At 71.2% G+C, this 26697-nt stretch carries 23 protein-coding genes, 3 tRNA genes and 1 pseudogene; 9 read left to right on the top strand and 18 right to left on the bottom strand.

Annotated features, from left to right (window positions below; all coding sequences use genetic code 11):
- Nucleotides 1-419: 419 nt before the first annotated feature.
- Genes IG90_RS0119035 through IG90_RS0119005 form a run of 7 tightly spaced genes read right to left on the bottom strand, consistent with a single transcriptional unit; the run spans nt 420 to nt 6518 of the window.
- Nucleotides 420-2510 (bottom strand): hypothetical protein, encoded by a 2091-nt coding sequence (locus IG90_RS0119035; protein WP_030585655.1) that lies wholly within the window; start codon nt 2508-2510, stop codon nt 420-422.
- Nucleotides 2507-3964: a hypothetical protein gene (locus IG90_RS0119030; protein WP_030585652.1), complete on the bottom strand. Its 1458-nt coding sequence runs from the start codon at nt 3962-3964 to the stop codon at nt 2507-2509. The genes IG90_RS0119035 and IG90_RS0119030 overlap by 4 nt, the downstream gene beginning before the upstream one ends.
- On the bottom strand, nt 3961-4320 hold the full coding sequence (locus IG90_RS0119025) for a hypothetical protein (protein WP_051860131.1): 360 nt from the start codon (nt 4318-4320) through the stop codon (nt 3961-3963). The genes IG90_RS0119030 and IG90_RS0119025 overlap by 4 nt, the downstream gene beginning before the upstream one ends.
- Nucleotides 4317-5063: a hypothetical protein gene (locus IG90_RS40740; RefSeq protein ID WP_051860130.1), complete on the bottom strand. Its 747-nt coding sequence runs from the start codon at nt 5061-5063 to the stop codon at nt 4317-4319. The genes IG90_RS0119025 and IG90_RS40740 overlap by 4 nt, the downstream gene beginning before the upstream one ends.
- Nucleotides 5060-6010: a DUF6907 domain-containing protein gene (locus tag IG90_RS0119015; RefSeq protein WP_030585646.1), complete on the bottom strand. Its 951-nt coding sequence runs from the start codon at nt 6008-6010 to the stop codon at nt 5060-5062. The genes IG90_RS40740 and IG90_RS0119015 overlap by 4 nt, the downstream gene beginning before the upstream one ends.
- Complete coding sequence (locus IG90_RS0119010) at nt 6007-6315, bottom strand: DNA-binding protein (RefSeq protein WP_051860129.1); 309 nt, start codon at nt 6313-6315, stop codon at nt 6007-6009. The genes IG90_RS0119015 and IG90_RS0119010 overlap by 4 nt, the downstream gene beginning before the upstream one ends.
- Nucleotides 6312-6518, bottom strand: a complete 207-nt coding sequence (locus IG90_RS0119005; RefSeq protein WP_030585640.1) for a helix-turn-helix domain-containing protein — start codon at nt 6516-6518, stop codon at nt 6312-6314. Before IG90_RS0119005 ends, IG90_RS0119010 begins: the two co-directional genes overlap by 4 nt.
- A 199-nt stretch (nt 6519-6717) precedes the next feature.
- Between IG90_RS0119005 and IG90_RS0119000 the strand changes: the two genes are divergently transcribed.
- Together IG90_RS0119000 and IG90_RS0118995 are read left to right on the top strand one after the other, a co-directional pair.
- The gene (locus IG90_RS0119000; protein ID WP_030585637.1) at nt 6718-7539 is read left to right on the top strand and encodes a helix-turn-helix domain-containing protein; all 822 of its coding nucleotides are present in this window, start codon (nt 6718-6720) and stop codon (nt 7537-7539) included.
- Nucleotides 7540-7561: 22 nt separating this feature from the next.
- A complete protein-coding gene (locus tag IG90_RS0118995; protein WP_030585634.1) occupies nt 7562-9124 on the top strand; it encodes a site-specific integrase in 1563 nt (520 codons plus the stop codon).
- A gap of 83 nt (nt 9125-9207) precedes the next feature.
- Here IG90_RS0118995 and IG90_RS0118990 read toward each other — a convergent pair.
- The 3 genes from IG90_RS0118990 to IG90_RS0118980 form a co-directional block, all read right to left on the bottom strand.
- A tRNA-Ile gene (locus IG90_RS0118990) sits at nt 9208-9281 on the bottom strand.
- A 232-nt stretch (nt 9282-9513) separates the two neighbouring features.
- Nucleotides 9514-9586: transfer RNA gene (locus IG90_RS0118985), tRNA-Asn, on the bottom strand.
- Between the two features lie 5 nt (nt 9587-9591).
- Nucleotides 9592-9664, bottom strand: a tRNA-Asn gene (locus IG90_RS0118980).
- A 182-nt stretch (nt 9665-9846) separates the two neighbouring features.
- On the opposite strand from IG90_RS0118980, the gene IG90_RS0118975 reads away from it, so the two are divergent.
- The 4 genes and pseudogenes from IG90_RS0118975 to IG90_RS0118960 all read left to right on the top strand — a co-directional run.
- Nucleotides 9847-10152, top strand: a complete 306-nt coding sequence (locus tag IG90_RS0118975) for a hypothetical protein (RefSeq protein WP_030585631.1) — start codon at nt 9847-9849, stop codon at nt 10150-10152.
- Nucleotides 10153-10219: 67 nt separating this feature from the next.
- Nucleotides 10220-11671, top strand: a complete 1452-nt coding sequence (locus tag IG90_RS0118970) for an FGGY family carbohydrate kinase (RefSeq protein WP_030585628.1) — start codon at nt 10220-10222, stop codon at nt 11669-11671.
- Nucleotides 11672-11810: 139 nt separating this feature from the next.
- On the top strand, nt 11811-13544 hold the full coding sequence (locus IG90_RS0118965) for an ABC transporter ATP-binding protein (RefSeq protein WP_030585625.1): 1734 nt from the start codon (nt 11811-11813) through the stop codon (nt 13542-13544).
- A pseudogene (locus tag IG90_RS0118960) lies at nt 13544-15358 on the top strand (ABC transporter ATP-binding protein); the annotation flags it as partial. The gene IG90_RS0118965 and the pseudogene IG90_RS0118960, both read left to right, overlap by 1 nt.
- Before the next feature lie 115 nt (nt 15359-15473).
- Here IG90_RS0118960 and IG90_RS0118955 read toward each other — a convergent pair.
- The 5 genes from IG90_RS0118955 to IG90_RS0118935 all read right to left on the bottom strand — a co-directional run bounded on the left by IG90_RS0118955 (nt 15474) and on the right by IG90_RS0118935 (nt 22548).
- Nucleotides 15474-16565: an RNA polymerase sigma factor gene (locus tag IG90_RS0118955; RefSeq protein WP_030585619.1), complete on the bottom strand. Its 1092-nt coding sequence runs from the start codon at nt 16563-16565 to the stop codon at nt 15474-15476.
- Between the two features lie 218 nt (nt 16566-16783).
- Nucleotides 16784-18718: a DNA primase gene (gene dnaG / locus IG90_RS0118950; RefSeq protein WP_030585617.1), complete on the bottom strand. Its 1935-nt coding sequence runs from the start codon at nt 18716-18718 to the stop codon at nt 16784-16786.
- Between the two features lie 92 nt (nt 18719-18810).
- Nucleotides 18811-20070, bottom strand: coding sequence for an NAD(P)/FAD-dependent oxidoreductase (locus IG90_RS0118945; protein WP_030585616.1), 1260 nt, complete (start codon nt 20068-20070; stop codon nt 18811-18813).
- Between the two features lie 126 nt (nt 20071-20196).
- A complete protein-coding gene (locus IG90_RS0118940) occupies nt 20197-21555 on the bottom strand; it encodes a deoxyguanosinetriphosphate triphosphohydrolase (RefSeq protein WP_030585613.1) in 1359 nt (452 codons plus the stop codon).
- A gap of 54 nt (nt 21556-21609) precedes the next feature.
- Entirely contained in the window at nt 21610-22548 is a 939-nt protein-coding gene (locus IG90_RS0118935) for a sirohydrochlorin chelatase (RefSeq protein WP_030585610.1), read from the bottom strand.
- Between the two features lie 194 nt (nt 22549-22742).
- On the opposite strand from IG90_RS0118935, the gene IG90_RS0118930 reads away from it, so the two are divergent.
- Complete coding sequence (locus IG90_RS0118930) at nt 22743-23531, top strand: SanA/YdcF family protein (protein WP_411572636.1); 789 nt, start codon at nt 22743-22745, stop codon at nt 23529-23531.
- A gap of 63 nt (nt 23532-23594) precedes the next feature.
- On the opposite strand, the gene IG90_RS0118925 is transcribed toward IG90_RS0118930, so the two are convergent.
- The 3 genes from IG90_RS0118925 to IG90_RS0118915 form a co-directional block, all read right to left on the bottom strand.
- Nucleotides 23595-24083, bottom strand: a complete 489-nt coding sequence (locus tag IG90_RS0118925; RefSeq protein WP_030585604.1) for a gamma-glutamylcyclotransferase family protein — start codon at nt 24081-24083, stop codon at nt 23595-23597.
- Nucleotides 24080-24421 (bottom strand): divalent-cation tolerance protein CutA, encoded by a 342-nt coding sequence (gene cutA / locus IG90_RS0118920; RefSeq protein ID WP_030585601.1) that lies wholly within the window; start codon nt 24419-24421, stop codon nt 24080-24082. The genes IG90_RS0118925 and cutA overlap by 4 nt, the downstream gene beginning before the upstream one ends.
- A 71-nt stretch (nt 24422-24492) precedes the next feature.
- Nucleotides 24493-25128 (bottom strand): NADPH-dependent FMN reductase, encoded by a 636-nt coding sequence (locus IG90_RS0118915; protein ID WP_030585598.1) that lies wholly within the window; start codon nt 25126-25128, stop codon nt 24493-24495.
- Between the two features lie 96 nt (nt 25129-25224).
- Between IG90_RS0118915 and IG90_RS0118910 the strand changes: the two genes are divergently transcribed.
- Together IG90_RS0118910 and IG90_RS0118905 are read left to right on the top strand one after the other, a co-directional pair.
- Entirely contained in the window at nt 25225-26037 is an 813-nt protein-coding gene (locus IG90_RS0118910; protein WP_030585596.1) for an aminotransferase class IV family protein, read from the top strand.
- Nucleotides 26038-26104: 67 nt separating this feature from the next.
- Complete coding sequence (locus tag IG90_RS0118905) at nt 26105-26575, top strand: DUF5990 family protein (protein ID WP_030585593.1); 471 nt, start codon at nt 26105-26107, stop codon at nt 26573-26575.
- Nucleotides 26576-26697: the final 122 nt, after the last annotated feature.

Below are 26697 nucleotides of genomic sequence, written 5' to 3'. Positions count from 1 at the left end.
ACCTCGGTTCGTGAAGTTGCGGGTCCCTGCGGGCTCGGGGGCTGCCTGGCCCACCTTGTGGCCCGCATTTCTGGGCCACTGGCCCGGTCTCAGATGCGAAGCGGGCCAGGCGTAACGGCGCGCTGACCTGCATATATCGCCTACCGATGCTCTCGCTGGCCCGGTTGGCCCGCTTTCCTGGGCACACAGGGGAGGCGCAGGGAGGGGGACCTTCACACTCACCTCTCGGGCCCCAGCGAAAGGGTGAGCGCCCAATCGCGTATGTCTAGGTAGAGAAAGTGGGCCAAGTGGTCCAATAGGTAGAGAGATAAGAAGAGATCCCAGCTCAGACCATGTTTGGGGCTGGCCCAGTTCGTTTTTACGACTGGGCCAGTGGCCCAGAAAAAGCGGGCCAGGCTGCGCAGATGTGGGCCAGTCGGCTACGACCATCGGTCGAACACCTCCGCCTTCATGTGCAGCACCCGCGGCCTATGGCCCGGCGCGCTCACCCGCGTCTTGAGGCGACCTGGGTCGGCGGACGGCAGAAGATCGGCGGCGTACAGGGCTTTGTGGACCCGCGTAGGGCTCGTGTTCAGAGGAGCGAACTTCTCGGCCCGCTCCCTTGCCGCTTCGTAGGCCGCGCCCGGGTCGAGGTAGATGTCCTCTCCGGACACCCAGCCGATCTTTCCTCCGCGCGGCACCAGGCGGTCCATCTCGTCCCGGGCCCACCCCCACCGCGTGGCCTCCGAGGAGATGGGCGCCCCGCCCGTTGTCAGGTCTGCGAGGTAGGCGTGACCCTTGGTGAGCGCCACGTGGATGCCCTTGAGGTAGATCGCCTCCACGGAAAGCTCGCGGGTCTCTGCGGCTTGAAGGGCAGAGCTGTCGAGGAGTGCGGCGCGGCACCGCTTGTAGATGTCGTCGCGCTCCTCCTTCGTGACCGCGCCGATCTGGATCGCGTACCGCAGGAACCAGCGCAAACCCAGTAGCAGCCCGGCCACGGCTTCCGGTGCCCGGGAGTGGCCGCCGGCCTCCCGGGCGATCGCGTCCCGGCCCTCGGCCAGTTCGGCCCGCAACTGCTCGGGCCAGTTCTCTTCGTTCTCGTAGTGGGCGGCCAGCCACTGCACGTACCCGGCCATGGCCTGCGCGTAGACACCCTGGTCTGCGGTGCGCTGTGCGGCGGTGAGACTTTCGCTGGTGACGTCGCCCTTGCTGATCTCGACCAGGCTGGTGCGGGCCTGGAGGGACTGCCCGGACGGCACGTCCTCCCCGGTGCACAGCACCTGTGCCCGCGGGTACAGCTCAGGCCGCACGGTCCCGTCGACGCGCATCCGGGAGCGGCCCGCACTGTTTGCCGCGCCCCGCACGAGGCGCTCGACCTTCTCGTTGAGCTTCGCCAGGTCGGTTTTCGTCGCGGCGGACTGCGGGACGTAGTCGTCGATGACCATCAGGACGTTCGCGAGCTGGAAGGCGATGCCTTCCATGGCGTTCGCGGTCGACTGCCACCCGGTGGGGAAGCCTCGGACGGTCAGCTCGGATCCGAAGTGCTGGGCGAACAGGGCGGCGATGTGGCTCTTGAACGCCCCGGTCCCGCCGAACGTCCACACCGTCGTCTCCGGCTGGAGAGGCAGGACGGCCCGGTAGGCGGCGCACATGTGCGGTGCCGTGACCTTGTCGGGGCCCAGCGCGAGGAGGTCCAGCGACGCCCGCACGGCCTGCGTGGCGTGCCCCTTGTCCGGGGCGGGGAGGGCATACCGGTTGAGCTTGTCCGTGCCGAGGTCGACGGCGGTGGCCTCGTCCATGCCGTCGGCGCCGAGCGCCCCGGTGCGGGAGAGGAACACGTGGCGTCCGTCGATCTCGGTCCACCCGGTGAACGCGTAGGTTGTGCGCTCCGCGACTGCTCCGAGGCTGAGGTACTGGGCGGCGGCGACGACATGGGCCTCGTCTCTGGCGGAGGGGTAGATGATGCCCCGGCCGCCGACGGCGTCGTAGGCCCAGTCGCGGGCGTTGCGGAGTCCGGCCTTGGTGACCTGCACTTCCCCTTGGGCACCGTTGACGCTGCTGGTGACCTTGATGGTGAACAGCTTTTGCGTCTCGGCCCCGGTGTGGCGGGTGATCTCCTCGGTGATCGCGGGGATGAAGTTCGCCAGGTGCACGGGGCCGAAGTGGCCGTTGACGTGCAGCCCTGCGCTGTTGGTGTAGTAGGGCACCGTGGGGGCGTCGGGGAGCCCGTCGAGGAGGTCGTCGGCTTCGGCGCGCGCCTGGTCGGTCAGGGCGGTGCGGGCCTCGCGGATCGCGTCGTTGAAGTCGGCCGGCTTCACGGCCTTCGCGGAGATCAGCGCGTTCTTGTAGGCGCGGATCTTGATTTCTCCGAGCGGGATCAGCCACTGAGCGATGTCGAAGATGAGGTGCTGCCGTTCCTCCTCGTTGGCGATGGCGGCGAACCTGGTGATGGTGGCCGGGAGGTCGCTGTAGTCGTGCGGCTGCTCGTCGCTGGTGGGCTGTTCGTCGGGGGCGGTGCTGTCGACGGTCACTGTCCGCCCTCCTGGTAGGCGGCCCGGATGATGCTCATGGCCGTGTCGGTGTCGAGGCCTGCGCGGGTGGCGGCTTTGCGGAAGGCGTCGGCGACAGCGCGCGGGGTGGCCCCGGCTTCCCGGCCGACGGCGAAGGCCTCTCCCATGGCCCGCTGGAGCACCTGCGTGGCCTCGCGGGCGGGGGCGCTGGCGACGCCCCTGACGAGGGCCTTGAGGTGACCGGCCGGGTGGGTGCTGCGCCTGGCCGGCGCCTCGGCGGTGGGGGTGCGGGTGGTGGACTGGCGGATGTCGTCGAGGACAGCGGTGGGCAGGGCCAGTGCGGCGGAGCTCGCCCCGTTTCGCCCGTGCGCGGCGCGCATGATGTCGCGGGAGGCTTCGGACTCGTTCCCGCTGTGGTGCAGGGCGGCGAACAGCTGGCCCGAGGAGAGGACGCGGCCGATGGCGGCGGCCGTGATGCCGGGGAAGTTGTCGGTGCGGATGGTGACGGCGGCCCCGTCCTTGTGGACGGCGATGCCGTCCTTGGAGCAGGTCTCGTCCCAGCCGGGCCGGTTCCAGCGCTGGCATCCTCCGCCGCAGTAGGAGCAGTTGCCGGGGTACTGCTCGGCGTAGGCGGCCCCGACGTTGGCGAGGATCTCGCCGCAGCAGGCATGGTCCCCGAGGATCGCCATGGGGCCCCGCCCGCCCGTAAGTTGACATCCGGGCGCACTGCTCCGGGGCCTGTGGGGTGCACCGGGTGTTGGAGCGGCGCGCTTCTTCGCGCGGGGCTTCAGCTTGTCGGCGGTGGCCCGGATGTCGCCCGGGCTGTACCGGCGTCCGTTGTCCTCGATGACTCTGCACAGGGTGGGGACACGGCCCGGCTTGCGGTTGACGGTGCCGGGCAAGCGCAGTACCCGGGCAAGGTCCCGGACCCCTGTGCCGTATCCGGTGCCGAGCTTCTTCGCGCCGGCTGCCAGGATGTTCTGCCAGTCCCCAGGGAGAGTTGCGGCCTCGTCGAAGGTGAGGTCCTCGCCGATGACGAGCGGCCGGTCGAACTCCCACCAGGCGTACAGGCCGCCCCCGGAGTGCTCGACGCGGGTGGGTTCGGGGAGCCCCGCGAAGCGTGGGATGTCACGTGCCTCGTCGGCGTCGGCGGGCAGGCTGGTGGCCTTGTGTAGGTCGTTGCCGAAGTCGATGTCGGACCACATGCCGAACATGGCGTGGGAGTCGCGGGCGCTGCCACGGGTGCCCTGGGGGAAGCGGCTGGTGACGGTGGTGACCCGGCAGTAGATGCCCTCGACGCCAGCGCGGTCCTCACCCATGGCCCAGGTGACGGCGCGGTCCAAGTCGTCTGTCTGGATGCCGGTCCAGTTGTTCTTGGAGCAGAGCGAGACGAGGCCGGGCGCTTCAAAGCGCGGGGCCAGCCAGTCCCGCATGATCTGCGGGTCGGCCGTCAGCGGCTCGGTGTTGCTGTTCACGAACCGGTGCTCTCTTCTCCAGGGGCCTGGGTGGCGAGGTGGTCGGCGGCGGTGTCGAGCTGGTCGGCGAGGTCGCGGAGCTGCTGGGCGAAGTCGCGGACCTGGCCGGGGGTCGTCATCTGGCGGCGCAGGCCGAGCGTGAGGTGCTCGTAGCCGTAGGCGACGATGTACGGCTGGTGCCCGGTGATCGCGACGTGCTCGGCGGCGAGGGCGTTGCCGTCCTCGAAGGCGAGTTCGCCGAGTTCGACGGAGCACGTGTCGTCGTAGTGCCACTGGCCGTCGCAGCCGGGGATGAGGCAGCCCGGGGCCGGGCGGCCCAGGGTGTCCTGGGCCGCCACGGTGCTGGTCTCGGTCACGGGCTGACCGCTTCGGCCGCTGTGGCGAGGTACGACACCGGGTAGACGTTGATCAGCCCGAACGTGGCGTCCTGCCGCTTGCGGGGCTGCTGTCCCGCATCCCGCATGAGGTCGGTGGCCTTCTTCCCGAGGCGCTGGAGGAACGGGCGGTTCGTCGGGAGCCGGTGGAGGGTGGCGTAGCCGAGGGCGGTGAACTCCTCGTAGTGCCCTTCGATGGCGGCGAGCTTCGCGGCCATGACGTCCTGCTGCTGCTCGATCCGTGCGAGGCGCTGCCTGTCGGCACGGATCGCGGCGACCATGCCCTCGATTACGTCGAGGTCATCGCCGCGCCTGGGGGTGGCTTCGGCGGTGAGGAGGTAGGTGCGGACCTGCCGGGCGACGGGCGACTCGGTGAGGAGCATCCCGACGTTGAGCATGGCCCGGCGGGAGAACACCGCGAGGGACCGGGCCTTCGGGCTCAGGCCCAGATTTGCGACCCCTCCGAAGGGGGCCGCAAACGTCTGGAGCTCGGCGCCCCGCAGGACGTGGCGGCCGTTGTCCGCCAGCTCGGCCTGGTTGCCTTCGACGACGCTCTCGATGGTCTTGACCGGCACTTCGTAGTAGGTGGCGACCATGTCGGTGGTGGCGTGCATGTCGTCGGGCAGCAGCGCCAGAGCCTTGACCTTGCCGAGGACGTCGACGCGGTCGGCGGCCTGTGCCCGCATGGTTCGGGACTCGGTGAGGGCGATCTCGGGGGTGGTCACGCGCGGGCCTCGCTGTCCATCTGGGCGCGCATGGTCCGCAGCGCGCTGGTGAGGGCTTCAAGCTGGGTGATGGTGGAGTCGACGCCGTTGGCGTCGAGCCCGAGGACGTCGAGGTCGCCGACGGCGAGGTACACCTTCGGCCCGCTGCTGTAGGCCTCGTCCTTGCCGAGGCTGGCGGTGATGCGGATGTCGTCCGCAGGGTGTCCGTCGGACAGGGTGATGGCGGTCTCGTGCCCCGCGTGCTCGATGTAGCTGCCGCCACCGTCGCGCTCGTCGTACTGGTGGGTGATGCACTCGGCGACGCTGCACCACGGGTAGTGGCCAACGGAGGCCGGCGGGCTGGAGGGCTGGGGGACGGCGCCCTGGACGATTGCGGCCAGGTGGTCGCGCTGGGCCCGGAGCCGGGGGAGGTACTGCTCCAGGTCGGCGGTGAGCTGGTCGGCTCCGGCGACGTCGAGGTCGGCGTCTGCGCTGGGCTGTGTGAACACGGCGATCCGGGCGGTGGGGTCGCCGGGCTGCGGGTCGTCGAGGTGGTAGATCTCCGAGCTGATGAGGGCTCCGCTCGCGCCGGCGGCGGTGACGGAGTACGTCTCGGCGCCGGGTGCCAGCGAGGCCCGGCCGTCGACGATGTCGGCGAGCGCGGCCACGGCGTCGAGGTGGCGGTGGAGCTCGGCGACCCGGGCCCGGGTCTGCGCGGCGGTGAGGTTGAGGTCGAGCCACCCGACGCTGATGTCGACGCCGTCGGGTCCGTCCTCGGCCATGACGTTGGCGGGGAGGACGCAGTCGCCGTACCCGTCGGGGCTGGGAGCTTCGACGTAGGGGGTGAGGTGCATCGAGTGGTTCCCGGCCTCGGCGCACCAGGTGTAGACCGTGCACTGGGCGGCGGCCGGGTCCGCCTGTCCGGGCGTCGCCTGTCGGGTCCCGTCGCTGCTCTGTAGAATGCTCACTGAGTGCTCGCTTCCTGTGCTTTCGCGGCTGGTGAGGTGGGGTGCTCGCTCGAAACGGCTGCGGTTGCCTCCGCGGCCGTTTCGCTGTTTCCGGGCAGAAGCCCGAGGAACTTGTGGAGGTCGATGGTCCGCACTACTCGGCGTCGGCCGAGGCGGATGACCTCCAGGTCGCTGGGGAGCCGGTTCTCGGCGGCCAGTTGGTAGGTGGTGGACTCGGCGAGGCCGAGGGCTTTCCCGACGGTCGGCCACAGGGGGACGAGCGCGGGCAGGTCGAGGATCTCGGCGACCGAGAGGGTGGTCGTCATTCAGACTCCTGCGGCATCACGTCGCTGGGCTTGCAGCCCAGGGCGTCAGTGATCTTCTTCAGGGTTTCCGGTCGGGGCTGGCGCTGGCCGTTTTCGATGCGGCTGAGAGCGGGTCCGCTGATGCCTGCGATGGCCGCGAAACGGTTCATCCCATGCCCCAGCTCGACCCGCCTACGGCGGATCAGAAGTCCGTTGGTCTTCATGCCAGGACAGTACGCCAGATCCCAACTCGATACCAAGCATTGACGCCAACTAATCTGGATTCGTAGCCAGGACGTACTCAGAACGGGCGGAAACGTGACCAGAGCGTTCGGTCACGTCACCAGGGCGTAGTGGACACGTGGCCTCGGGCCTGCCACAGTCGTAACCTGTAATCGATGCCAGTTGTTGACGGGAGTGGATGTGGCAACCAACCGGGGACCCGAAGCGTGGACGCGCCTGGGAGCGAAGATTCGCGAGTCGCGTGAGGCGCAGGGCTTCAGCCGCAAGGCCTTGTCCGAACTCTCGGGAGTCTCCGAGAAGAGCATTCAGGTGGCGGAGGAAGGTCGCGAACCACGTGCCCGATGGCCGCAGTCGCTTTCGCTGATCGAGGCCGGCCTCGGCTGGGCCAAGGGCAGCATGGAACACGTTCTCGACGGCGGCGAGCCCTCGTTGGCACCGGAAAGTGTGCCCCTCTTCGAGCTCGCCGATGACGGTGATCTGTTCAACAGGGAGGATCTCTCAGACCCGGTCAACCTGCTGCGGCAGCGGCCTTCCCCCTATACGCGCTCTGTGATCCTTGCGCAGCTGCCGCGGCAGATCCGGGCGAGCATCAGCGACATCCTGCGCTTCGGACGCCGGGCACAGAATCACGGTGCCTCAGCGAAGCTCGTAGAGGAGTACGAGCGAGTCGTTGAGGCGCTGATCCTGGACCTAGCGGCCAACGGGCATGGCTTCGAGCCGTCGTTCGAGCCTGGTTCGCTGGCCGACTGGGTCCGCGCTGAGACCATGGATCCGCTTGTGCGGAAAACCAGAGCAGAAAGAGAGATCGCAGCAGATCGCAGGCGCCGCTCAGCCCTGGCCGACGCCGCGCTCCTGCCAGACAGGGACGCTGTGGTCACTGTCAGCGGACTGGCATCCGAAGATGTTCTTGCCGAACTACGAAAGCTGGCCAGCGAAGTGGCCGGACTTTCAGAAGAGGTTCGAGGCCGACGGCAGAGCGAGGATGATGAAGGCGGAGAGTAGGGCGAGGCAAGTGGAGTAGCACATGAAGGGTTCGACGTACCGCCGTTGCTACTGCCGGGACGATGACGGCAAGGCCCTCGGCAAGACGTGCCCGCAGCTCTCCTCGCGCCGGCACGGGGTCTACGCGGTACGCCAGGAACTCCCCGCCCGCGGCGACGGCACCCGCCGGTCGTTCTCCCGCTCCGGGTACGAGACCGCGAAGAAGGCGCAGGAGGACCTCGACCGGGTCCGGGCCCTCCTCGACCTCCCCGACGGTGACGACGCCGACGGCCAGGTCCGCATCGGGGACCTCCTGGAGAACGTCAGCAAGGACAAGAAGGCGCCGCTGCCCGACCTGGAGCAGACCCGGCGCCGCTTCCGCGCCGGGCAGTCCCTCACCAGCCGCCTCACCGTCGGCGACTGGCTGGACGAGTGGCTGGAGGCGAAGCGCCGGCGGAAGACGACACTCACCGGGTACGCCTCCCACATCCGCGTCCACCTGCGCCCCCGCATCGGGCACCTCCAGCTGGACCGGCTGAACGTCGGGCACCTGGTGGAGATGTTCGACGCCATCAACGACAACAACGAGGTCATCGAGGCGGAGAACGAGGAGCGGCGCGAGCAGGAACGCCGGGCGACGTGGGGCAAGCGGTCCCGGCCGCCGGAGTCGGAGACCGCGCGCCTGGCCGCCGAGCGGGCCAAGCTCGCCGCGATGCCCCCGTACCGGCGGGTGACGGGCCCGGCGACCCAGCAGCGGATCCGGGCCACGCTCCGCTCGGCGCTGAACTCGGCGATCTCGAATCAGATGCTGACGTTCAACCCGGCCTCGCACGTCGAGCTGGCGTCGGGGAAGCGGCCGAAGGCGCTGCTGTGGACGGCCGAGCATGTGGAGCGTTGGCGGGCCACGGGTGAGAAGCCGTCCGGGGTGATGGTGTGGACGCCGGAGCAGGTGGGCCAGTTCCTCGACCACGCCGAACGGGACCGGCTGTACGCCTTGTTCTGCCTGATCGCGTTCCGGGGGCTGCGCCGCGGTGAGGCGGTGGGCCAGGCCTGGGCGGACATCGACTTGGTGAACGGCACCCTCCGCGTCTCGAAGACGATCATCCAGGACGGGTGGACGCCGGTGGAGAGCGACCCGAAGACGGAGGACAGCCAGGCCGTCATCGCACTGGGCCCGGCGATGGTGGAGACGCTGCGGGAGCACCGGGAGCGTCAGGCCCTGGAGCGGGCGGTGTGCGAGGAGAAGCGGCTGCCGTGGACGGACACCGGGAAGGTGTTCGTCCAGGAGGACGGGACGTGGCTGCACCCGGAGAAGGTGTCGGACGTCTTCCGCCGGCTGACCCGGGAGGCGGACCTGCCGCCGATCAACCTGCGGGACCTGCGGCACGTGGCGGCGACGCTGATCCACGCGGGCGGCGGGGACTTGCACGCCATCAAGGAGACGCTGCGGCACGGGACGATCCAGCTGGCCGGTGACACGTACACGAGCCTGCTGCCCCAGGTCGACCAGGAGGTCGCGCGGAAGGCCGAGTCGATGGTTCCCCGCGCCCGCCGTTCGGGGGTCTCTGACACGGCCGCTCACGCACCGCTCACGCAGGAGCCCTGAAACGCCGAAGCGCCCCACCCTGGTCTAAACCAGTTGGGGCGCTTCAATGCTGGTCGGAACGTTCCTGCCAGTCGTCGCTTGCGTGGGGCGGGTGGGACTCGAACCCACGGCCGACGGATTATGAGTCCGCTGCTCTAACCGGCTGAGCTACCGCCCCGTTTCGGCGTGGCGCGTACAAGTGTGCGCACCGTCTGCCGCAGCATAGCCGGTCATACGATCTCTCGCTCCGGATGGCCGACTTCGCCTGATCTTGAGGACGGCGCTGTGTGCTGCCCGGTTGCAGGAGAGATCAAGGAGACCCGAAAGAGACGCTCCGGGGCCCCTCGGGCACCCCGGGAAGATCGGCCGGGCACGCGAAAGAGGACCCCGAGGGGCCCTCTTCCGTTCCGCTCCCCCGACTGGACTCGAACCAGTAACCCTCCGGTTAACAGCCGAATGCTCTGCCAATTGAGCTACAGGGGATCGCGCTCCCCCGACTGGACTCGAACCAGTAACCTGCCGGTTAACAGCCGGCTGCTCTGCCAATTGAGCTACAGGGGATTGCTGCGTTGCTGCGAAATCTTACCTGCCTGGCGGCTGCCGGGCGGCGCGCGTTCGCTGCGACACATACATTAGCGCAAGCAGGGGGGTGCTCCGCCAATCGGTATCGCCCGGGGTGATCTCGGGTGCTCGCGGGTAGGCGGGCTGCACACGTCGTACCAAGCGTAGGAAGGGTGGCAGCCATGCGGTACCGGCTCACGTTCATCGCCGGAGTGGCCCTCGGTTACGTGCTCGGCACGCGAGCCGGGCGCGAGCGTTACGAGCAGTTGAAGAAGTCGGCCCGGCAGTTCACGGAGAACCCCGCCGTGCGCAACGCCGCCGAGAGTGCCGCACACAGCGGGCGGGACATCGCGGGCAAGGCGTACCACTCGGTCAGCGACAAGGTCGGGGACAAGGTGCCCGCGTCCGTCGCCGAGCGGGTCCGGTCGCTGCGGGACCGCAGCAGCCAGAACGGCGGCGAGGACGACTGGGGGACCACCAACACCTGAGCGGCGGGGCCCCGGGGTCGAAGGGCTGCGGTTACGGGAACCTCGCGGGGTGCGGCAGAATCTCCGTATGGGCATAGTCGCGGGGTTGGACAGTTCTTCCGCCTTCACTCACATCGTCGTCTGCGACACGGATACGGGCGCGGTGCTCCGGGAGGGGTACGCCGCCCACCCGGTCGAGGCCAAGGCCACCGAGGTCGATCCGCAGGCCTGGCTGCTCTCGCTCGGTGAGGCGGCCTCCGGCGGGCTGCTCGAAGGCGTGCAGGCCATCGGGGTCTCCGCGCAGCAGCACGGGCTCGTCCCGCTGGACCGGCAGGGCAATCTCGTGCGTCCCGCCCTGCTCGGCAACGACCGGCGGGCGCAGGTCGCCGCGGCCGATCTCGTCGACGCGCTGGGCGGGCGGCAGGCCTGGGCGGAAGCCGTCGGGGCCGTGCCGGGGGCGGCGCAGCCGGTGGCGAAGCTGCGCTGGCTGGCGCGGACGGAGCCGGAGAACGCCCAGCGGGTGGCCGCCGTGCTCCAGCCGCACGACTGGCTCGTCTGGCAGTTGCTGGGCCGGCCCGCCCGGCGGACCACGGACCGGGGCGCCGCCTCGGGCACCGGGTACTGGTCGGCCGGGTCCGCCTCCTACCGGCCCGATCTGGTCGAGCTGGCGCTCGGGCACTCCGCCGGGCTGCCCGAGGTGCTCGGCCCGGCCGACTCCGCCGGGATGACGCCCGAAGGGCTGCTGATCTCCGCGGGCACCGGCGAGACCATGGCCGCGGCCTTCGGGCTCGGGGTCGCGGTGGGTGACGCGGTGGTGTCGCTGGGGGCCTCCGGGTCCGTGATGGCGGTGCACCACGAGGCGCTGGCCGACCCGAGCGGCATGATCACCTCGTTCGCCGACGCCACCGGGATGCATCTGCCGGTGGTGCACCTCTCCAATGCCGTACGCGCGTTGCGCGGGACCGCCGAGATGCTGGGCGTGGACGGGTTGGAGGAGCTGTCGGCCCTGGCTCTGAAGTCGACGCCCGGCGCCTCCGGCCTGGTGCTGCTGCCGTATCTGGAGGGCGAGCGCACCCCGCAGCTCCCGCACACCGCGGGCACCCTGAGCGGGCTGCGGCGCGAGTCGATGAAGCCGGAGCATCTGGCGCGGGCCGCGTTCGAGGGGATGCTCTGCTCGCTGGCCGACGCCCTTGACGTACTGCGTGGGCGGGGGGTGGAGGTGCGGCGCGTCTTCCTGCTCGGCGCCGCCGCCGAGCTGCCCGCCGTACAGGCTCTGGCTCCCGCGGTGTTCGGCACCCAGGTCGTGGTGCCGCAGCCCGCCCAGTACGCGGCGATCGGCGCGGCCCGGCAGGCGGCCTGGGCGCTCGGGGTCTCGCAGGGCTCTCTCGACCCGCGCACTCCCCCGGCCTGGCAGGGCGCGGCGGCCCAGGTGCTGGAGCCCGGCGACGAGCTGGCGGTCGGCGGGGCGGTGCGTCAGCAGTACGCGGCGACCCGGGACCAGATCCACCCCGGGGCCTTCGGCGGCGCGCACCCGGAGTGAGGCCGTGAATCCGGAGCGCACGGGTTCTGTTCGCGCGCTCCAGGTTTGACCTGCGCTTGGTGAAAAGGGTTCGCTATCGGAGTACGGCGTACGCGAAACTGGGCCGGCCTCTGCCTTCCGCCGATTCCGAGAGACCCGCGTGCTCATACAACTCCTGCGGGCCCATCTGGGTCCGTACAAGAAACCCATCGTGCTGCTGGTGTTCCTCCAGCTGCTCCAGACCTGCGCCACGCTGTACCTGCCCAGCCTGAACGCCGACATCATCGACAACGGTGTCGTCACGGGCGACACCGGCTACATCCTGGAGTTCGGCGGTCTCATGATCGCCGTCAGCGTTCTCCAGGTCCTCTGCAATGTGGGGGCCGTGTACTACGGGGCCCGGACCGCCTCCGCCCTCGGGCGTGATGTGCGGGCCGCCGTCTTCGACCGGGTGCAGTCCTTCTCCGCCCGTGAGCTGGGGCGCTTCGGGGCGCCCTCGCTGATCACCCGGACCACCAACGACGTCCAGCAGGTCCAGATGCTGGTGCTGATGGCGTTCACCCTGATGGTGTCGGCCCCGATCATGTGCGTCGGCGGCATCATCATGGCGCTCGGCCAGGACGTACCGCTCTCCGCGGTGCTGCTGGCGGTCGTGCCGGTGCTCGGTGTCTCGGTCGGCCTCATCGTGCGGAGGATGGGGCCGCTGTTCCGCACCATGCAAGAGCGGCTGGACGGCGTGAACCGGGTGCTGCGCGAGCAGATCACCGGCAACCGGGTCATCCGGGCCTTCGTCCGGGACGGGTACGAGGAGAAGCGGTTCCGGGGTGCGAACACCGAGCTGACCGACGTGTCGGTGGCGACCGGCCGGCTGATGGCGCTGATGTTCCCGACCGTGATGACGGTGGTCAACCTGTCGTCGGTCGCGGTGGTGTGGTTCGGCGCGCACCGGATCGACGGCGGCGGGATGCAGATCGGTGCGCTGACCGCGTTCCTCGCCTACCTGATGCAGATCGTGATGGCCGTGATGATGGCCACCTTCATGTTCATGATGGTGCCGCGCGCCGAGGTGTGCGCCGAACGCATCGAGGAGGTCCTCGGGACCGATTCGAGCGTCGTGCCGCCCGTCGCGCCGGTCACCGAGCTGCGGCGGCACGGGCATCTGGAGGTGCGCGGGGCCGAGTTCCGCTACCCGGGTGCGGAGGAGCCGGTGCTGCGGAACGTGGACCTGGTGGCCCGGCCCGGGGAGACGACCGCGGTCATCGGGTCGACGGGCAGCGGAAAGTCCACGCTGCTCGGGCTCGTACCCCGGCTGTTCGACGTGACGGACGGCGCGGTGCTGGTCGACGGCGAGGACGTGCGGACGCTGGACCCGGTACTGCTGGCGAAGACGGTGAGCCTGGTGCCGCAGAAGCCGTACCTCTTCTCGGGGACGGTCGCGACGAACCTGCGGTACGGGAATCCGGACGCGACAGACGAGGAGCTGTGGCACGCGCTGGAGGTGGCGCAGGCCAAGGAGTTCGTCGAGGCGCTGGAGCACGGGCTGGACGCGCCGATCGCGCAGGGCGGCACCAATGTGTCGGGCGGTCAGCGGCAGCGGCTCGCGATCGCCCGGACACTGGTGCAGCGCCCGGAGATCTATCTGTTCGACGACTCGTTCTCGGCGCTGGACTACGCGACCGACGCGGCGCTGCGGGCTGCGCTGGGCCGTGAGACGGCCGGGGCGACCGTGGTGATCGTGGCGCAGCGGGTGTCCACCATCCGCGACGCGGACCGGATCCTGGTGCTGGACGAGGGCCGGCTCGTGGGGTCCGGCACCCATCACGAGCTGATGGACGGCAATGAAACGTACCGGGAGATCGTGCTCTCCCAGCTGACGGAAGCGGAGGCCGCGTAATGGCCGGTCCGGGCGGACGGATGATGGCCGGGGGCGCGCCCACCGAGCGGTCGATGGATTTCAAGGGGTCGAGCAAGCGGCTGCTGAAGCGGTTCGGCCGGGAGAAGTCCTCGCTGTGGCTGATGCTGGCCGCGGTGACGATGAGCGTCGGGCTGTCGGTGGCCGGGCCGAAGATCCTCGGCAGGGCGACGGACCTGATCTTCGCCGGTGTGGTCGGGCGCGGGATGCCCGAGGGCACGACGAAGGCACAGGCGATCGAGGGGCTGCGCGAGGACGGTCGCGGCTCGATGGCCGACATGCTTTCGGGGGTGGACTTCACCCCGGGCGTGGGCATCGGCTTCGGGGCGGTGGGGAACGTCCTGCTGCTGGCCCTGGCGATCTACGTCGGGGCCGGGCTGCTGATGCTGGTGTCGACGCGGCTGTCGATCCGGGTGATCAACCGGATCGTGTTCCAACTGCGCGAGGACCTCCAGACGAAGCTGGCGCGGCTGCCGCTGTCGTACTTCGACCGGGCCAAGCGCGGGGAGGTGCTGAGCCGGGCGACGAACGACATCGACAACATCTCGCAGACGCTCCAGCAGACGATGGGCCAGCTCATCAATTCACTGCTGACGATCGTCGGCGTGCTGGTGATGATGTTCTGGATCTCCCCGCTGCTGGCCCTGGTCGCGCTGGTGACGGTCCCGCTGTCGGTGGTCGTGGCGACGCAGGTCGGCAAACGGTCGCAGCCGCAGTTCGTGCAGCAGTGGCGGGTGACGGGCACGCTCAACGCCCATATCGAGGAGATGTACACCGGGCACAACCTGGTGAAGGTCTTCGGCCGGCAGGAGGAGTCCGCGCGGGACTTCGCCGAGCAGAACGAGGCGCTGTACGAGGCGGGCTTCAAGGCCCAGTTCGCCAGCGGGCTCATGCAGCCGCTGATGTTCTTCATCTCGAACATCAACTATGTGCTGGTCGCGGTGGTCGGCGGGCTCCGGGTCGCCTCTGGTGCGCTGTCGATCGGTGACGTCCAGGCGTTCATCCAGTACTCGCGGCAGTTCTCGATGCCGCTGACGCAGGTCGCCTCGATGGCCAACCTCATCCAGTCCGGCATCGCGTCGGCGGAGCGGGTCTTCGAGTTGCTGGACGCCGAGGAGCAGGACGCGGATCCGGAGCACGGGGAGCGCCCGGAGCGTCTTGACGGCCGGGTCTCGCTGGAGAAGGTGTCCTTCCGCTACGAGCCGGAGAAGCCGCTGATCGAGGATCTGTCGCTGGGCGTGGAGCCGGGGCAGACCGTCGCGATCGTCGGTCCGACCGGGGCGGGCAAGACGACGCTGGTGAACCTGCTGATGCGGTTCTACGAGGTGACCGGCGGGCGGATCGCGCTCGACGGGGTCGACGTGGCGAAGATGTCCCGCGCCGATCTGCGGTCCTCCATAGGCATGGTGCTCCAGGACACCTGGCTGTTCGGCGGTTCGATAGCCGAGAACATCGCGTACGGCGCTTCGCGCGAGGTCACCCGGGAGGAGATCGAGGAGGCGGCGAAGGCGGCGCACGCGGACCGGTTCATCCGGACGCTGCCCGACGGGTACGACTCGGTGATCGACGACGAGGGCTCCGGGGTCAGCGCGGGCGAGAAGCAGCTGATCACCATCGCGCGGGCGTTCCTGTCCGACCCGGTGATCCTGGTCCTCGACGAGGCGACCAGCTCGGTGGACACCCGGACCGAGGTGCTGATCCAGAAGGCGATGGCGCGCCTGGCCCACGGGCGTACGTCGTTCGTGATCGCGCACCGGCTCTCCACGATCCGGGACGCGGACGTGATCCTGGTGATAGGGGCATCCGCATACTGGATGTATGTGGATGTTCCGACAACGCGGCGAGGTGCCGTAGCTGTCGTCGTGCGCCCGCCGGGAATTGCGGGACAGCCCTTGGGGCCTGTCCGGTGGATCAGTCGAGGTAGCCGCGGAGTTGGTCGGCGAAGGCGTGGTCCCGCAGCCTGCTGAGGGTCTTGGACTCGATCTGGCGGATGCGTTCGCGTGTCACGCCGAAGATCCGGCCGATCTCCTCCAGGGTGCGGGGCCGGCCGTCCTCCAGGCCGTAGCGCAGTTGGACGACCTTGCGTTCGCGTTCGCCGAGGGTGGAGAGCACCGCCTCCAGATGTTCGCGCAGCAGCAGGAAGGCGGCGGACTCGACGGGTGAGGTGGCGTCTCCGTCCTCGATGAGGTCGCCGAAGGAGACGTCGTCCTCCTCGCCGACGGGGGCGTGGAGGGAGACGGGCTCCTGGGCCAGGCGGAGGACTTCGGTGACCCGCTCGGGCGTCAGGCCGAGCTCGGCGGCGACGTCCTCGGCGCGGGGCTCGATGCCGCGTTCCTGGAGCATGCGGCGCTGGACCCGCGCCACGCGGTTGATCAGTTCCACGACGTGGACCGGGACGCGGATGGTGCGGGCCTGGTCGGCGAGCGCGCGGGACATGGCCTGGCGGATCCACCAGGTCGCGTACGTGGAGAACTTGTAGCCCCGGGCGTAGTCGAACTTCTCCACGGCCCGGATCAGTCCGAGGTTCCCCTCCTGGACCAGGTCGAGCATGGTCAGCCCGCGGCCCACGTAGCGCTTGGCGACGGAGACGACGAGCCGGAGGTTGGCCTCGATGAGGCGGCGTTTGGCCGTGCGGCCCATCACCACCAGCCGGTCCAGGTCGCCGGCGAGGCGGGAGTCGAGGTCGGGGGTGCCCGCGAGGCGTTCCTCGGCGAAGAGTCCGGCCTCGACGCGGCGGGCCAGGTCGACCTCCTCGGCGGCGGTGAGCAGCGGGATGCGGCCGATCTCGCGCAGGTACTGCCGGAACAGGTCGGAGGTGGGGCCGCCGGCGTCCGCCCGGTTCCGAAGCTCCGGGGGGTCGGGGAGGTGCGTCGCTTCCACCATGACCGCCTCGGGTGCGTGTCCGGGCGGGCCGGCTGGGGTCTCCGGGTGGTGCAGAGCCCTGTTCTGCGCCGGAACGGCCGCTATGGGCTCGGTCGTGGTCGTCACGGTCCGGGTCTGCACGGGGGCGACCTCCAGGTGATCGCTGCCGGATGACGGGGCGGAGGTCTGCCCGGCCCCGGGTGCTCCCCTGCGGACCGGCGTGCTCCGATGACTCAGACATTCCCCAGTGTGGGGTACGACACACGACTGTCACGAGGGGCGTGCGAGGACTTTCTGGTTCCGGTCCGTCACCGGACGGTTACCGGTCCTGCCCGGGTCCTGCAGGGCCGCGGGCGGTCTCAGAGCGCGGCGGCGCCGTGGGCGCGCAGGGACTGGGCGTACTGCTGGAGCACCCAGACCTCGTTCTGCGCGGCGGCCAGGTCCTGGGGGGCGACGTTGCTGCCGAGGCGGGCGAGGCTGCCCTGTACGTCGTTGATGCGGCGGTCCACGGCGCGCAGCCGGACGTGGACGAGCTGCATGCCGGCGTAGGTCTCGTCGATGGTCTTGCCGATGAAGACCTCGACGGCGAGCTCCGTGACGAGGCTGCGGACGGTGTTGTCGGGGGCCGCGTCCATGACGGCGACCAGATATTCGCGGTTGTCGGCGAGGCCCTGTTCGGCGCCGCCGGCCTCCTCGATGCACCGGCGTACGGCGGCGTAGGGCGGGGCGGTGAACTCGTCCACGCCGTAGGCGTCGAAGGCCGGGGAGACCAGGGCGGGCTTCTGGAGGGCGAGCTTGAGGAGCTCGCGTTCGGTGCGGTGGGCGGGGCTGCGGAGGTTGAGCGCGGGGCCGGAGAAGCCGGGGGCGGCCGGCTGCGGTGCGCCGCCCCGTGCGCCCCGGGGTCCGCCGCGTGCGCCCTGGGGTCCGCCGCGGCCGCCGCGCTCCCCGTGGTCGCCGCCCTTGTCACGGGCCCAGCGGGCGAGCTGGGCGACGCGGTGGACGACGAACTCCTGGTCGAGGATGCCGACGAACCCGGCGAGCTGGACGGCGACCTCGCGCTGCACGCTGCTCGTCTTGATCTTGGCGACGACGGCGGCGGCCTCGTCGAGGGCGGCGGCGCGGCCGGCCGGGGTCTCCAGGTCGTACCGGCCGACGATCTGGCGCAGGGCGAACTCGAAGAGCGGGGTGCGCGGCTCGACCAGGTCGCGTACGGAGTCGTCGCCCTTGGCGAGCCGCAGGTCGCAGGGGTCCATGCCGTCCGGGGCGATGGCGATGTACGTCTCGGCGGCGAACTTCTGGTCGTCCTCGAAGGCGCGCAGGGCGGCCTTCTGGCCGGCCGAGTCGCCGTCGAAGGTGAAGATCACGCGGGCGCTGCCGTTGTCCATGAGGAGGCGGCGCAGGATCTTGATGTGGTCGTTGCCGAAGGCGGTGCCGCAGGTGGCGATGGCCGTGGTGACGCCGGCGAGGTGGCAGGCCATGACGTCGGTGTAGCCCTCGACGACGACCGCGCGGCTGGCCTTGGCGATGTCCTTCTTGGCCAGGTCGATGCCGTACAGCACCTGGGACTTCTTGTAGACCGGGGTCTCGGGGGTGTTGAGGTACTTCGGGCCGTTGTCGTCGTCGCGGAGCTTGCGGGCGCCGAAGCCGACGATCTCCCCGGCGGTGTCGCTGATCGGCCACATCAGCCGGCCGCGGAAGCGGTCGATGGGGCCGCGGCGGCCGTCCTGGGAGAGCCCGGAGGTGATGAGCTCCTTGTCGCTGAAGCCCTTGCCGCGCAGATAGCGGGTGAGGTGGTCCCAGCCGGCCGGGCTGTAGCCGACACGGAAGTGGGCGGCGGCGTCCTGGTCGAAGCCGCGCTCGGCGAGGAACTTACGGCCGATCTCGGCTTCGGGGCTCTCCAGTGCGCGGACGTAGAACTCGGCGGCGGCCTGGTGGGCCTCGATCAGCCGGATGCGTTCGCCGCGCTGGTGGGAGGGGTTGTAGCCGCCCTCCTCGTACCGCAGGGTGATGCCCGCCTTGGCGGCGAGGCGCTCGACCGTCTCCGAGAAGGAGAGGTGGTCGATCTTCATCACGAAGGCGATCGTGTCGCCGCCCTCCTGGCAGCCGAAGCAGTGGAACAGGCCCTTGGCGGGGCTGACCTGGAAGGAGGGGGACTTCTCGTCGTGGAAGGGGCAGAGGCCCTTCAGGTTTCCGCCGCCCGCGTTGCGCAGCTGGAGGTATTCGGACACGACGGAGTCGATCGGGACCGCGTCCCGTACTGCCTTCACGTCGTCGTCGTTGATCCTGCCGGCCACGCGTGAAGTCTACGGGTGGGGTCGGACACCCGGACGCGCGGCAGGAGCCCCGCCGGGGCGCGGGCGGTGCGGCCCGCGCCCCGGCGCCGTCCTCAGAGCAGGGATTCCAGCGGGACCGACGGGGCGGCGAGGGCTTCCGGGTCGTGCTGCTGACGGGCCCGGATGAGCTCCTGGATGGTTTCGGTGACATCCCACACGTTGACGTTCATCCCGGCCAGGACGCGGCGGTCCTTCAGCCAGAACGCGATGAACTCCCGCTTCCCGGCGTCGCCCCGGATGATCACCTCGTCGTAGGAGCCGGGCGGGGCCCAGCCGGAGTACTCGAGGCCCAGGTCGTACTGGTCGGAGAAGAAGTACGGGACGCGGTCGTACGTCACGTCCTGGCCGAGCATGGCGCGGGCGGCGGCCGGTCCGCCGTTCAGGGCGTTCGCCCAGTGCTCGACGCGCAGCCGGGTGCCCAGCAGCGGGTGGGCCGCGGCGGCGACGTCCCCGGCGGCGTAGATGTGCGGGTCGGAGGTGCGCAGCGAGGCGTCCACGGCGATGCCGCCGCCGTGGGCGCGGTCGGCCGTCTCCAGTCCGGCGGCCTCGGCCAGGGCGGAGCGCGGGGCGGCGCCGATCGCGGCGAGCACATCGTGGGCGGGGTGCTCCTCGCCGTCGTCGGTGCGGGCGGCGAAGACCATGCCGTCCTGGCCGGTGATCTCGGTGAGCCGGGCGCCGAAGTGGAAGCGGACGCCGTGCGCGCGGTGCAGTTCGGTGAAGATCTGGCCCAGCTCGGGGCCGATGACCTGGTGCAGGGGGGTGGGCTCGGCTTCGACGACGGTGACCTCGGCGCCGTAACCACGGGCGGCGGCGGCGACCTCCAGGCCGATCCAGCCGGCTCCGGCGATGACCAGGTGGCCGTTGTCGCGGCCGAGGGCGGCGAGCACGTTGCGCAGCCGGTCGGCGTGGGCGAGGCGGCGCAGGTGGTGGACGCCTGCCAGGTCGGTGCCGGGGATGTCCAGGCGGCGCGGTTCGGAGCCGGTGGCCAGCAGCAGCTTGTCGTAGTGGATGACGGTGTTGTCGCCGAGCTGCACGGTCTTGGCGTACCGGTCGAGCGCGGTGACCGGCTGGCCGAGGTGCAGCTCGATGTCGGCGCCCGCGTACCAGGGGCGCTCGTGTGTGAAGACGCTGTCGCGGTCGGCCTTGCCGTCCAGGTAGCCCTTGGAGAGCGGCGGCCGTTCGTAGGGGTGGTCGCGCTCGTCGCCGATGAGGATCACCCGGCCGGTGAACCCTTCGGCGCGCAGTGTTTCGGCCGCCTTCGCCCCTGCGAGTCCTGCTCCGACGATGACGAACGTCTGATGTGCGTCGACCACTTGATGCCTCCTCAGTGCTGTGCTGCGCGGCGCCCCCACGCTGCGAGCGTCCCGCACGCAACGTGATGGCGAAAGAGGGGGTGCCCGGGACAGGTCACCCCCAGTGGTCAGGCTCCAGTCTGCCGGTCACCCACGACGGGCGGTGAGCGCGGCGTGCAGGGATCGTGCGGAGGCGTCGGTGAGGGCGGCGATCTGGTCGACGAGGACCCGCTTGCGGGCGTGGTCGTCGGGCGCCTGGTCGAACAGGGCGCGGAAGTGCGGTTCCAGGCCCTCGGGGGCGCGGGCGGTGAGGGCGGCGGCCAGCTCGGCGATGACGATGCGCTGGTCGGCGCGGAGGGTCTCCTGCTCGGCGCGCTGCATCACATAACGGTCGGCGACCGCCTTGAGCACCGCGCACTCGTGGCGCACCGCGCGCGGGACGACCAGCTCGGCGCCGTACCGGCCGAGGCGGCCGGGGCCGTACACCGCGCGGGTGGCGGTCTCGGCCTCGGTGCAGAAGCGGCCGATGAGCTGGCTGGTGGCGTCCTTGAGGCGGGCCTGGGCCACGGCGGAGCCGTCGTAGCCGTGCGGCCACCAGTCCTGGTCGATCAGGCGGTCCAGGGCCTCGGACAGCTCCTGCGGGTCGGTGCCGGCCGGGACGTAGCGGCCGATGGCGACGGCCCAGATCTCCTCGCGCTCCGGTTCGGCGTAGAGGCAGTTGGGGTCGATGTGCCCGGCGTGCAGCCCGTCCTCGAAGTCGTGCACGCTGTACGCCACGTCGTCGGACCAGTCCATCACCTGGGCCTCGAAGCAGGTGCGGTCATCGGGGGCGCCCTCGCGGGCCCACGCGAAGACCGGGAGGTCGTCCGCGTAGACCCCGAACTTGGCGGAGTGCGGGTCGGTGGGGTGCGCGCCGCGCGGCCAGGGGTACTTGGTGGCGGCGTCCAGGGCGGCCCGGGTGAGGTTGAGGCCGACGCTGACCAGGTCGCCGGTGCGCGGGTCGCGGACGAAGCGCTTGGGCTCCAGGCGGGTCAGCAGGCGCAGGGACTGGGCGTTGCCCTCGAAGCCGCCGCAGTCGGAGGCGAAGTCGTTGAGCGCCTGTTCGCCGTTGTGGCCGAACGGCGGGTGGCCCATGTCGTGGGCCAGGCAGGCGGTCTCGACCAGGTCCGGGTCGCAGCCGAGGACCGCGCCGAGCTCGCGGCCGACCTGGGCGCACTCCAGGGAGTGGGTGAGCCGGGTGCGGGGGCTGGCGTCCCAGACGAGGGAGCGGGTGCCGGGCGTCACCACCTGGGTCTTCCCGGCGAGCCGGCGCAGGGCGGCGGAGTGCAGGACCCGGGCGCGGTCGCGCTGGAAGGCGGTGCGGCCGGGGCGCTTGTCCTCCTCGGTGTCGAAGCGCTCGGTGTCGGCGGCCCCGTAGGGGCCCGCCCCCGTCGTCCGCTGTGCGCTCGGTGTCCCGTGCGTGCCGTGTGCCGGTTCTGCCCCGTGTGCGCCCTGTGTGCCGTCCATGGTTCCGACAGTAGCGACCGGGACGGACAACGTGGCGGGAGCGGGCCCGGGATGTCAGGCGGAAGCGAGCAGGGTCACCGCGTCCGCCGGGGCCGGAACAGCCTCCGAGGCGGACCGGGCCTGGTCGTAGCGGTGCAGCACGAGGCGGGCCATCGCCGGGTGCGCGCCGAGCGGGGCGGCGGCCCGGCGCGGTGCGGCGTCGGCACAGGCGCTCGCGAAGCGGCCGGGGGCGGTGAAGTACGAGGCGACGAAGGCCCGGTGGCGGCCTCGGGCGGCCAGTGCGCGCAGGGCGGCCGGGACGGTGGGCGTGGCGGCGGACGCGTACGCGGGGACGACGGGCACGCCGAGGCGTTCGGCGAGCATGCGGGCGGTGCGCCGGGTGTCCTCGGCCGAGTCGGGGTCGCGGGATCCGGCGGCGGCGAGAACCACGGCGGCTCTCCGCCCGCCCCGGTCGGCGGGGTCCCAGCCGGCCTCGACGAGCCGCCCGTACAGCGCCTCGACGAGCAGGGGGTGCGGGCCGAGGGGCTCGGCGATCCGGGTGCGTACGCCGGGGGCGGCGGCTGTCGCGGCGGGCAGGTCGCGCTTGACGTGGTGGCCGCGTCCCAGGAGCAGCGGTACGAGGACGGCGTCGGCCCCGCGCAGTGTGTCGAGGGTGTCCGGGAGCAGCGGCCGGTTCAGCTCGATGTGGCCGAGGCGGACGTCGAGGCCGGGGCGCAGTTCGCGCACCCGGTCCAGGAGGGCCAGCACGGTGCGCAGGGCCCGCGGATCGCGGCTGCCGTGCGCTACGGCGACCAGGGACGGGGCGGGCGTGCCGCGCCGGTCCTGCGCGGGGCGGTCGTACTGCCGGGTGCGGTGCATGGGCCTGCGGGTTCCGTTCCGGGAGACGAGGCTGAGCTGGGCGCCGAGCCGGTCGGTGATACGGGTGAGGAGGTGCGCGGTGCTGTCGGGGAGCGGGGGTGGCTGATGAGGATGTTCCGGGGCCGGCTCCGTCATGGACCGATGGTGCCGGGCGGAGGTTGCCGGGCTGTTGCGCGAGGGTCACGGGCGTTTTCCGCCGGCTCACCGCGGGGGCCGCGGCGGTGTGCGTACGCCGGTGTCGGAGGCCACGACCGGGACGGCGGGCGAACCTTTGCGGCGTTCCGGTCGTCAAGTGAGGTGAACGGACATACGGATGAGTGGGGGATCTGGTGCGCGGGAAGAGCGGGAAGACCGGGGAGAGACGGAACGTGCTCGGACTGCTCGGGCGGTGGATGAGGGACCCCCGGTGGCCGGCCCGGTCCGCCCTGCGGCTGCCGAAGCGGCCCGCCGTTCTGCGGCTGCCGCGCACCCGGCGGGTCCGACGGCGGCTGCTACAGGGGCTGATGGCCGCCTGTGTGCTGGCGCTCCTGCCCGCGACCTGGATGCGTCTTGAGGCCGGCGACCGGGTGGGGACGACGGCGGAGGCTCCGGCGCGGGAGGTCGCCGTGGTGTTCGGCGCCGGGCTGTGGAAGGGCCGGCCGACCCCGTACCTCGCGCACCGGCTGGACGCGGCGGCCGAGCTGTACCGCACCGGGAAGGTGAAGGTCGTCCTGGTCACCGGGGACAACAGCCGGGTGGAGTACGACGAGCCGGACGCGATGCGCACGTATCTCACCGGACGCGGGGTGCCCGACGAGCGGATCGTGAGCGACTACGCCGGATTCGACTCCTGGGACTCCTGCGTCCGGGCCAGGAAGATCTTCGGGGTCGACCGGGCGGTGCTGGTGAGCCAGGGCTTCCACATCCATCGGGCGGTCACGCTGTGCCGGTCCGCCGGGATCGACGCGTACGGCGTCGGGGTCGACGAACCGCGGGATTCCGTCTGGTACTACGGCGGTGCCCGGGAGCTGGCGGCCTCGGGCAAGGCGGCCCTGGACGCGCTGTTCCGGCCCGACCCGCGCTTCCTGGGGCCCCAGGAGCCGGGCGTGAGCGAGGCCCTGGCCGCCGGGGCGCGCTGACGGCCCGCCCGGCGGGGACCGTCTGCGCCGGGCGGGTGAATCGAGACGTCAGGGCACGACGCCCTAGGAATATCCCGGTGTGCGGCCGGTGGCCCACCGCCCTCCGGGGATGAGGACGCCACCGGTCCGCAGTGAGCGGGTGACGGCGGTCGCTGCGAGGTAGACCCAGGCGCGCACGGCCTCGCCGCCTCCCGGCGCCTCCTGCGCCGGCAGCTCGACCTCGCGGACGACCCGTTCGTACAGGTTGCGCGGGTGACCGGGGCCGAGGTACTCCTCCAGGTGGTCCAGGAGCCCGAGCAGTTCCCCGTACACCCCGGGCGCGGCGACGAGCAGGGTGCCGTGGACGCGGCCATGGCCGTCGATCGCGTACGGGTAGCCGGGGCCGTCGTAGAGCAGGGCCCGGGGCAGCACGGCCGGCCGCTCGCCCCTCGTGCGGCCCCGGAGGAACAGGTCGTGGTTGGGTTCGCCCGGCAGCAGCGTCCCGTACACGAAGAAGGGCAGCTCGGCGGCGACCGGGCCGCCGGGGACGGGTGTGGTCACGGCCGCCGTCACAGGGCTGCCGGGGGCGCCGTCTCCGCCGTCACCCAGCCGAGATAGCGGGCACTGCCCCGGATCACCGGCAGGGCGATGATCTCCGGCGTGTCGTAGTCGTGCTCCCGCTGGATGTGCTCCTCGAGCTCGTCGTAGCGCTCCGACGTCGTCTTGAAGAGCACCTGCCACTCCTCGGTCGTCTCGATGGCGTCCCGCCACCGGTAGACGGAGGTGACGGGGGCGGAGATCTGCGCGCAGGCCGCCAGCCTGGCCTCCACCGCCGACTGCGCCAGGGCCTGGGCCCTGTCCTCGCTGTCGGTCGTGGTCAGTACGGTCAGCCATGCCGGCGGCGCTGTCATCGTCGGTCTCCTCGGAGTACGGCGGGCTTCCTGCCCGTGGGCCTTCGATGCGATTGTCGGCCCACGGGGCGTCAGGCGCCGTACGGACGGAGATTCCGGGCGTCGCGCAGGGCGGTGCCCCACCACACCAGCTGGTCCAGCAGCGTCTTGGCCGCCGCGTCGGCCGGCTCCGGGTCCAGATGGCGTCCCTCGTCGTCGAAGAGGGCGCCGGCGTTGTGGAAGGAGACGGTGTCCCGGACGGTGACGGTGTGCAGTTCGGCGAAGACCTGCCGGAGCTGTTCGACGGCCCGCAGCCCGCCGGAGACGCCGCCGTAGCTGACGAACGCGACGGGCTTGGCCTGCCATTCCGCTTTGTGCCAGTCGATGAGGGTCTTCAGCGGTGCGGGGAACGAGTGGTTGTACTCGGGCGTGAGGACGACGAAGGCGTCGGCCGCCGCGAGCCGGTCGGAGACCGCGCCGAGCCGCGCCGCCTCCTCGGGCCCGGGGCTGAAGGTGATCGCGCCGGGCAGGCCGGCGTCGGCGACGTCGACCAGGTCGGTCTCGATGCCGAAGTGGCCCGCCGCGCGGGCCAGGAACCAGTCGGCGACGACGGGTCCGAAGCGGCCGTCGCGGTTGCTGCCGAGGATGACGGCGACCTTGAGGGGGGCGGGCCCGGTCGCGGGCGTGGTGGATGCGGTGGGCGATGTGGATGCTGCTGCGGTGTCCATGGCGTCGAGCCTTCTGCCTCAACCATGGTTGAGGTCAAGCCCGTCCGTCCGGGGCCTGTCCGGCCCGGGTCCGGACAGCACGCATACGGTGGCCGCATGACGACGCACCCGCCGGCCGCGCCCCTGCCCCACATCGAGTTCGACGGCCTGCCCGCCACCGAGGAGAACCTGCGGATCCCCGCGCTGTACGGCTTCGGTCACTTCACCGCCGCACAGGTGCGGGACGGCCGGGTGCGGGGTCTCGGTCTGCACCTCGCCCGGCTGGACGCCGCGAACCGCGAACTGTTCGCACGGCCGGTGGACGGTGACCGGGTGCGGGAGCTGGTCCGGCACGCCCTGGACGGCGCGGGGCTGCGGGACGCCTCGGTGCGGGTGAACGGCTATCTGCCGCCCGGCGCGGCGCGCACGACCCTGATGGTGACGGTACGGGAGCCCGCCGTCATACCGGCCGGGGCGCGGAGCCTGATGTCGGTGCCGTACGTGCGCACGGCTCCGCACATCAAGCGGCCGGGCGAGTTCGGGCAGACGTACTACGGGATCCTGGCCGGGCGGGCGGGGTTCGACGAGGCGCTGCTGACCGCGCCGGGCGGAGTGGTGACCGAGGGGGCGGTCACCAACATCGGCTTCTGGGACGGGACTTCGGTGGTGTGGCCCGACGCCCCGGCGCTCGTCGGCGTCACGATGACATTGCTGGAGCAGGGGCTGGCCCGGTCCGGACGGCCGTCGGTGCGACGCCCGGTGACGCTGGAGGGCCCGGGCGGGGTGGGGCGCTACCGGGCCGCCTTCGTCTGCAACTCCCAGGGCATCGCGCCGGTGCGGCGGATCGACGGCACCGAGTTCACGGTCGACGAGGACCTGATGAGGGACCTGGGGACGGTGCACGACAGCACTCCGGCGGACACCGTGTGAGACGCCCACGCACAGCCGGTTCCGGCTGCGCACACCACCGGCTCCCACGGTGCCGGACCATGGGGGCATGCAGATCCATATCGAGGCCTCAGCCCTTCCCGGCCGCAGCTGTGGCCCGGACAGCGACTTCCCCGGGTGCGACAACATCCACGTCGGCGTCCAGCGCAAGGACCGGCCGGGCGAGCTGCTCGGCCTGCACCCCGGGGACGCCCCCTGCGCCTCGTGGGCGCTCGACTGCACGGCCACCGCGACGGCGGACGGGATCGAGGTGTCGGGCCCGTACGTCCAGAACCGGCTGGGCGGGCGATTCGTCTATCTGTCGTGGGGCACGGTGGACGACGCCGGGGTCTTCACCATGTTCCGGCGCGCCAAGCTGATGTTCAGCGACATCGACCCGGACGTCCTCGAAGCCGCCGCGCGCTCCGGACATCTCACCGGGCGGCTCGGGCTCACCGACGCCAAAGGGCAGCCGCTGTGCGCCCGGGTGCGCCCGCCGCAGATCGTCTGGAGCGCCACGGGCGGGGCGGGCGGAGCCTGAGCCGCGAGCGGGAGCCGGAGCGGCCGGTGCCGGATCCGACACCGCCCCCACCGGTCCAGGGGGGGTGGACCGGTGAGGGCGGGTGCCGTGGGGGCGGGGATCCGTCCCGTGGGGGGTCTCTT

Source organism: Streptomyces anulatus (genome assembly GCF_000721175.1).
GTDB lineage: Bacteria > Actinomycetota > Actinomycetes > Streptomycetales > Streptomycetaceae > Streptomyces > Streptomyces anulatus_C.
Note: the sequence above shows the minus strand (reverse complement) of the source record. Positions and strands in the feature narration are given on the sequence as shown.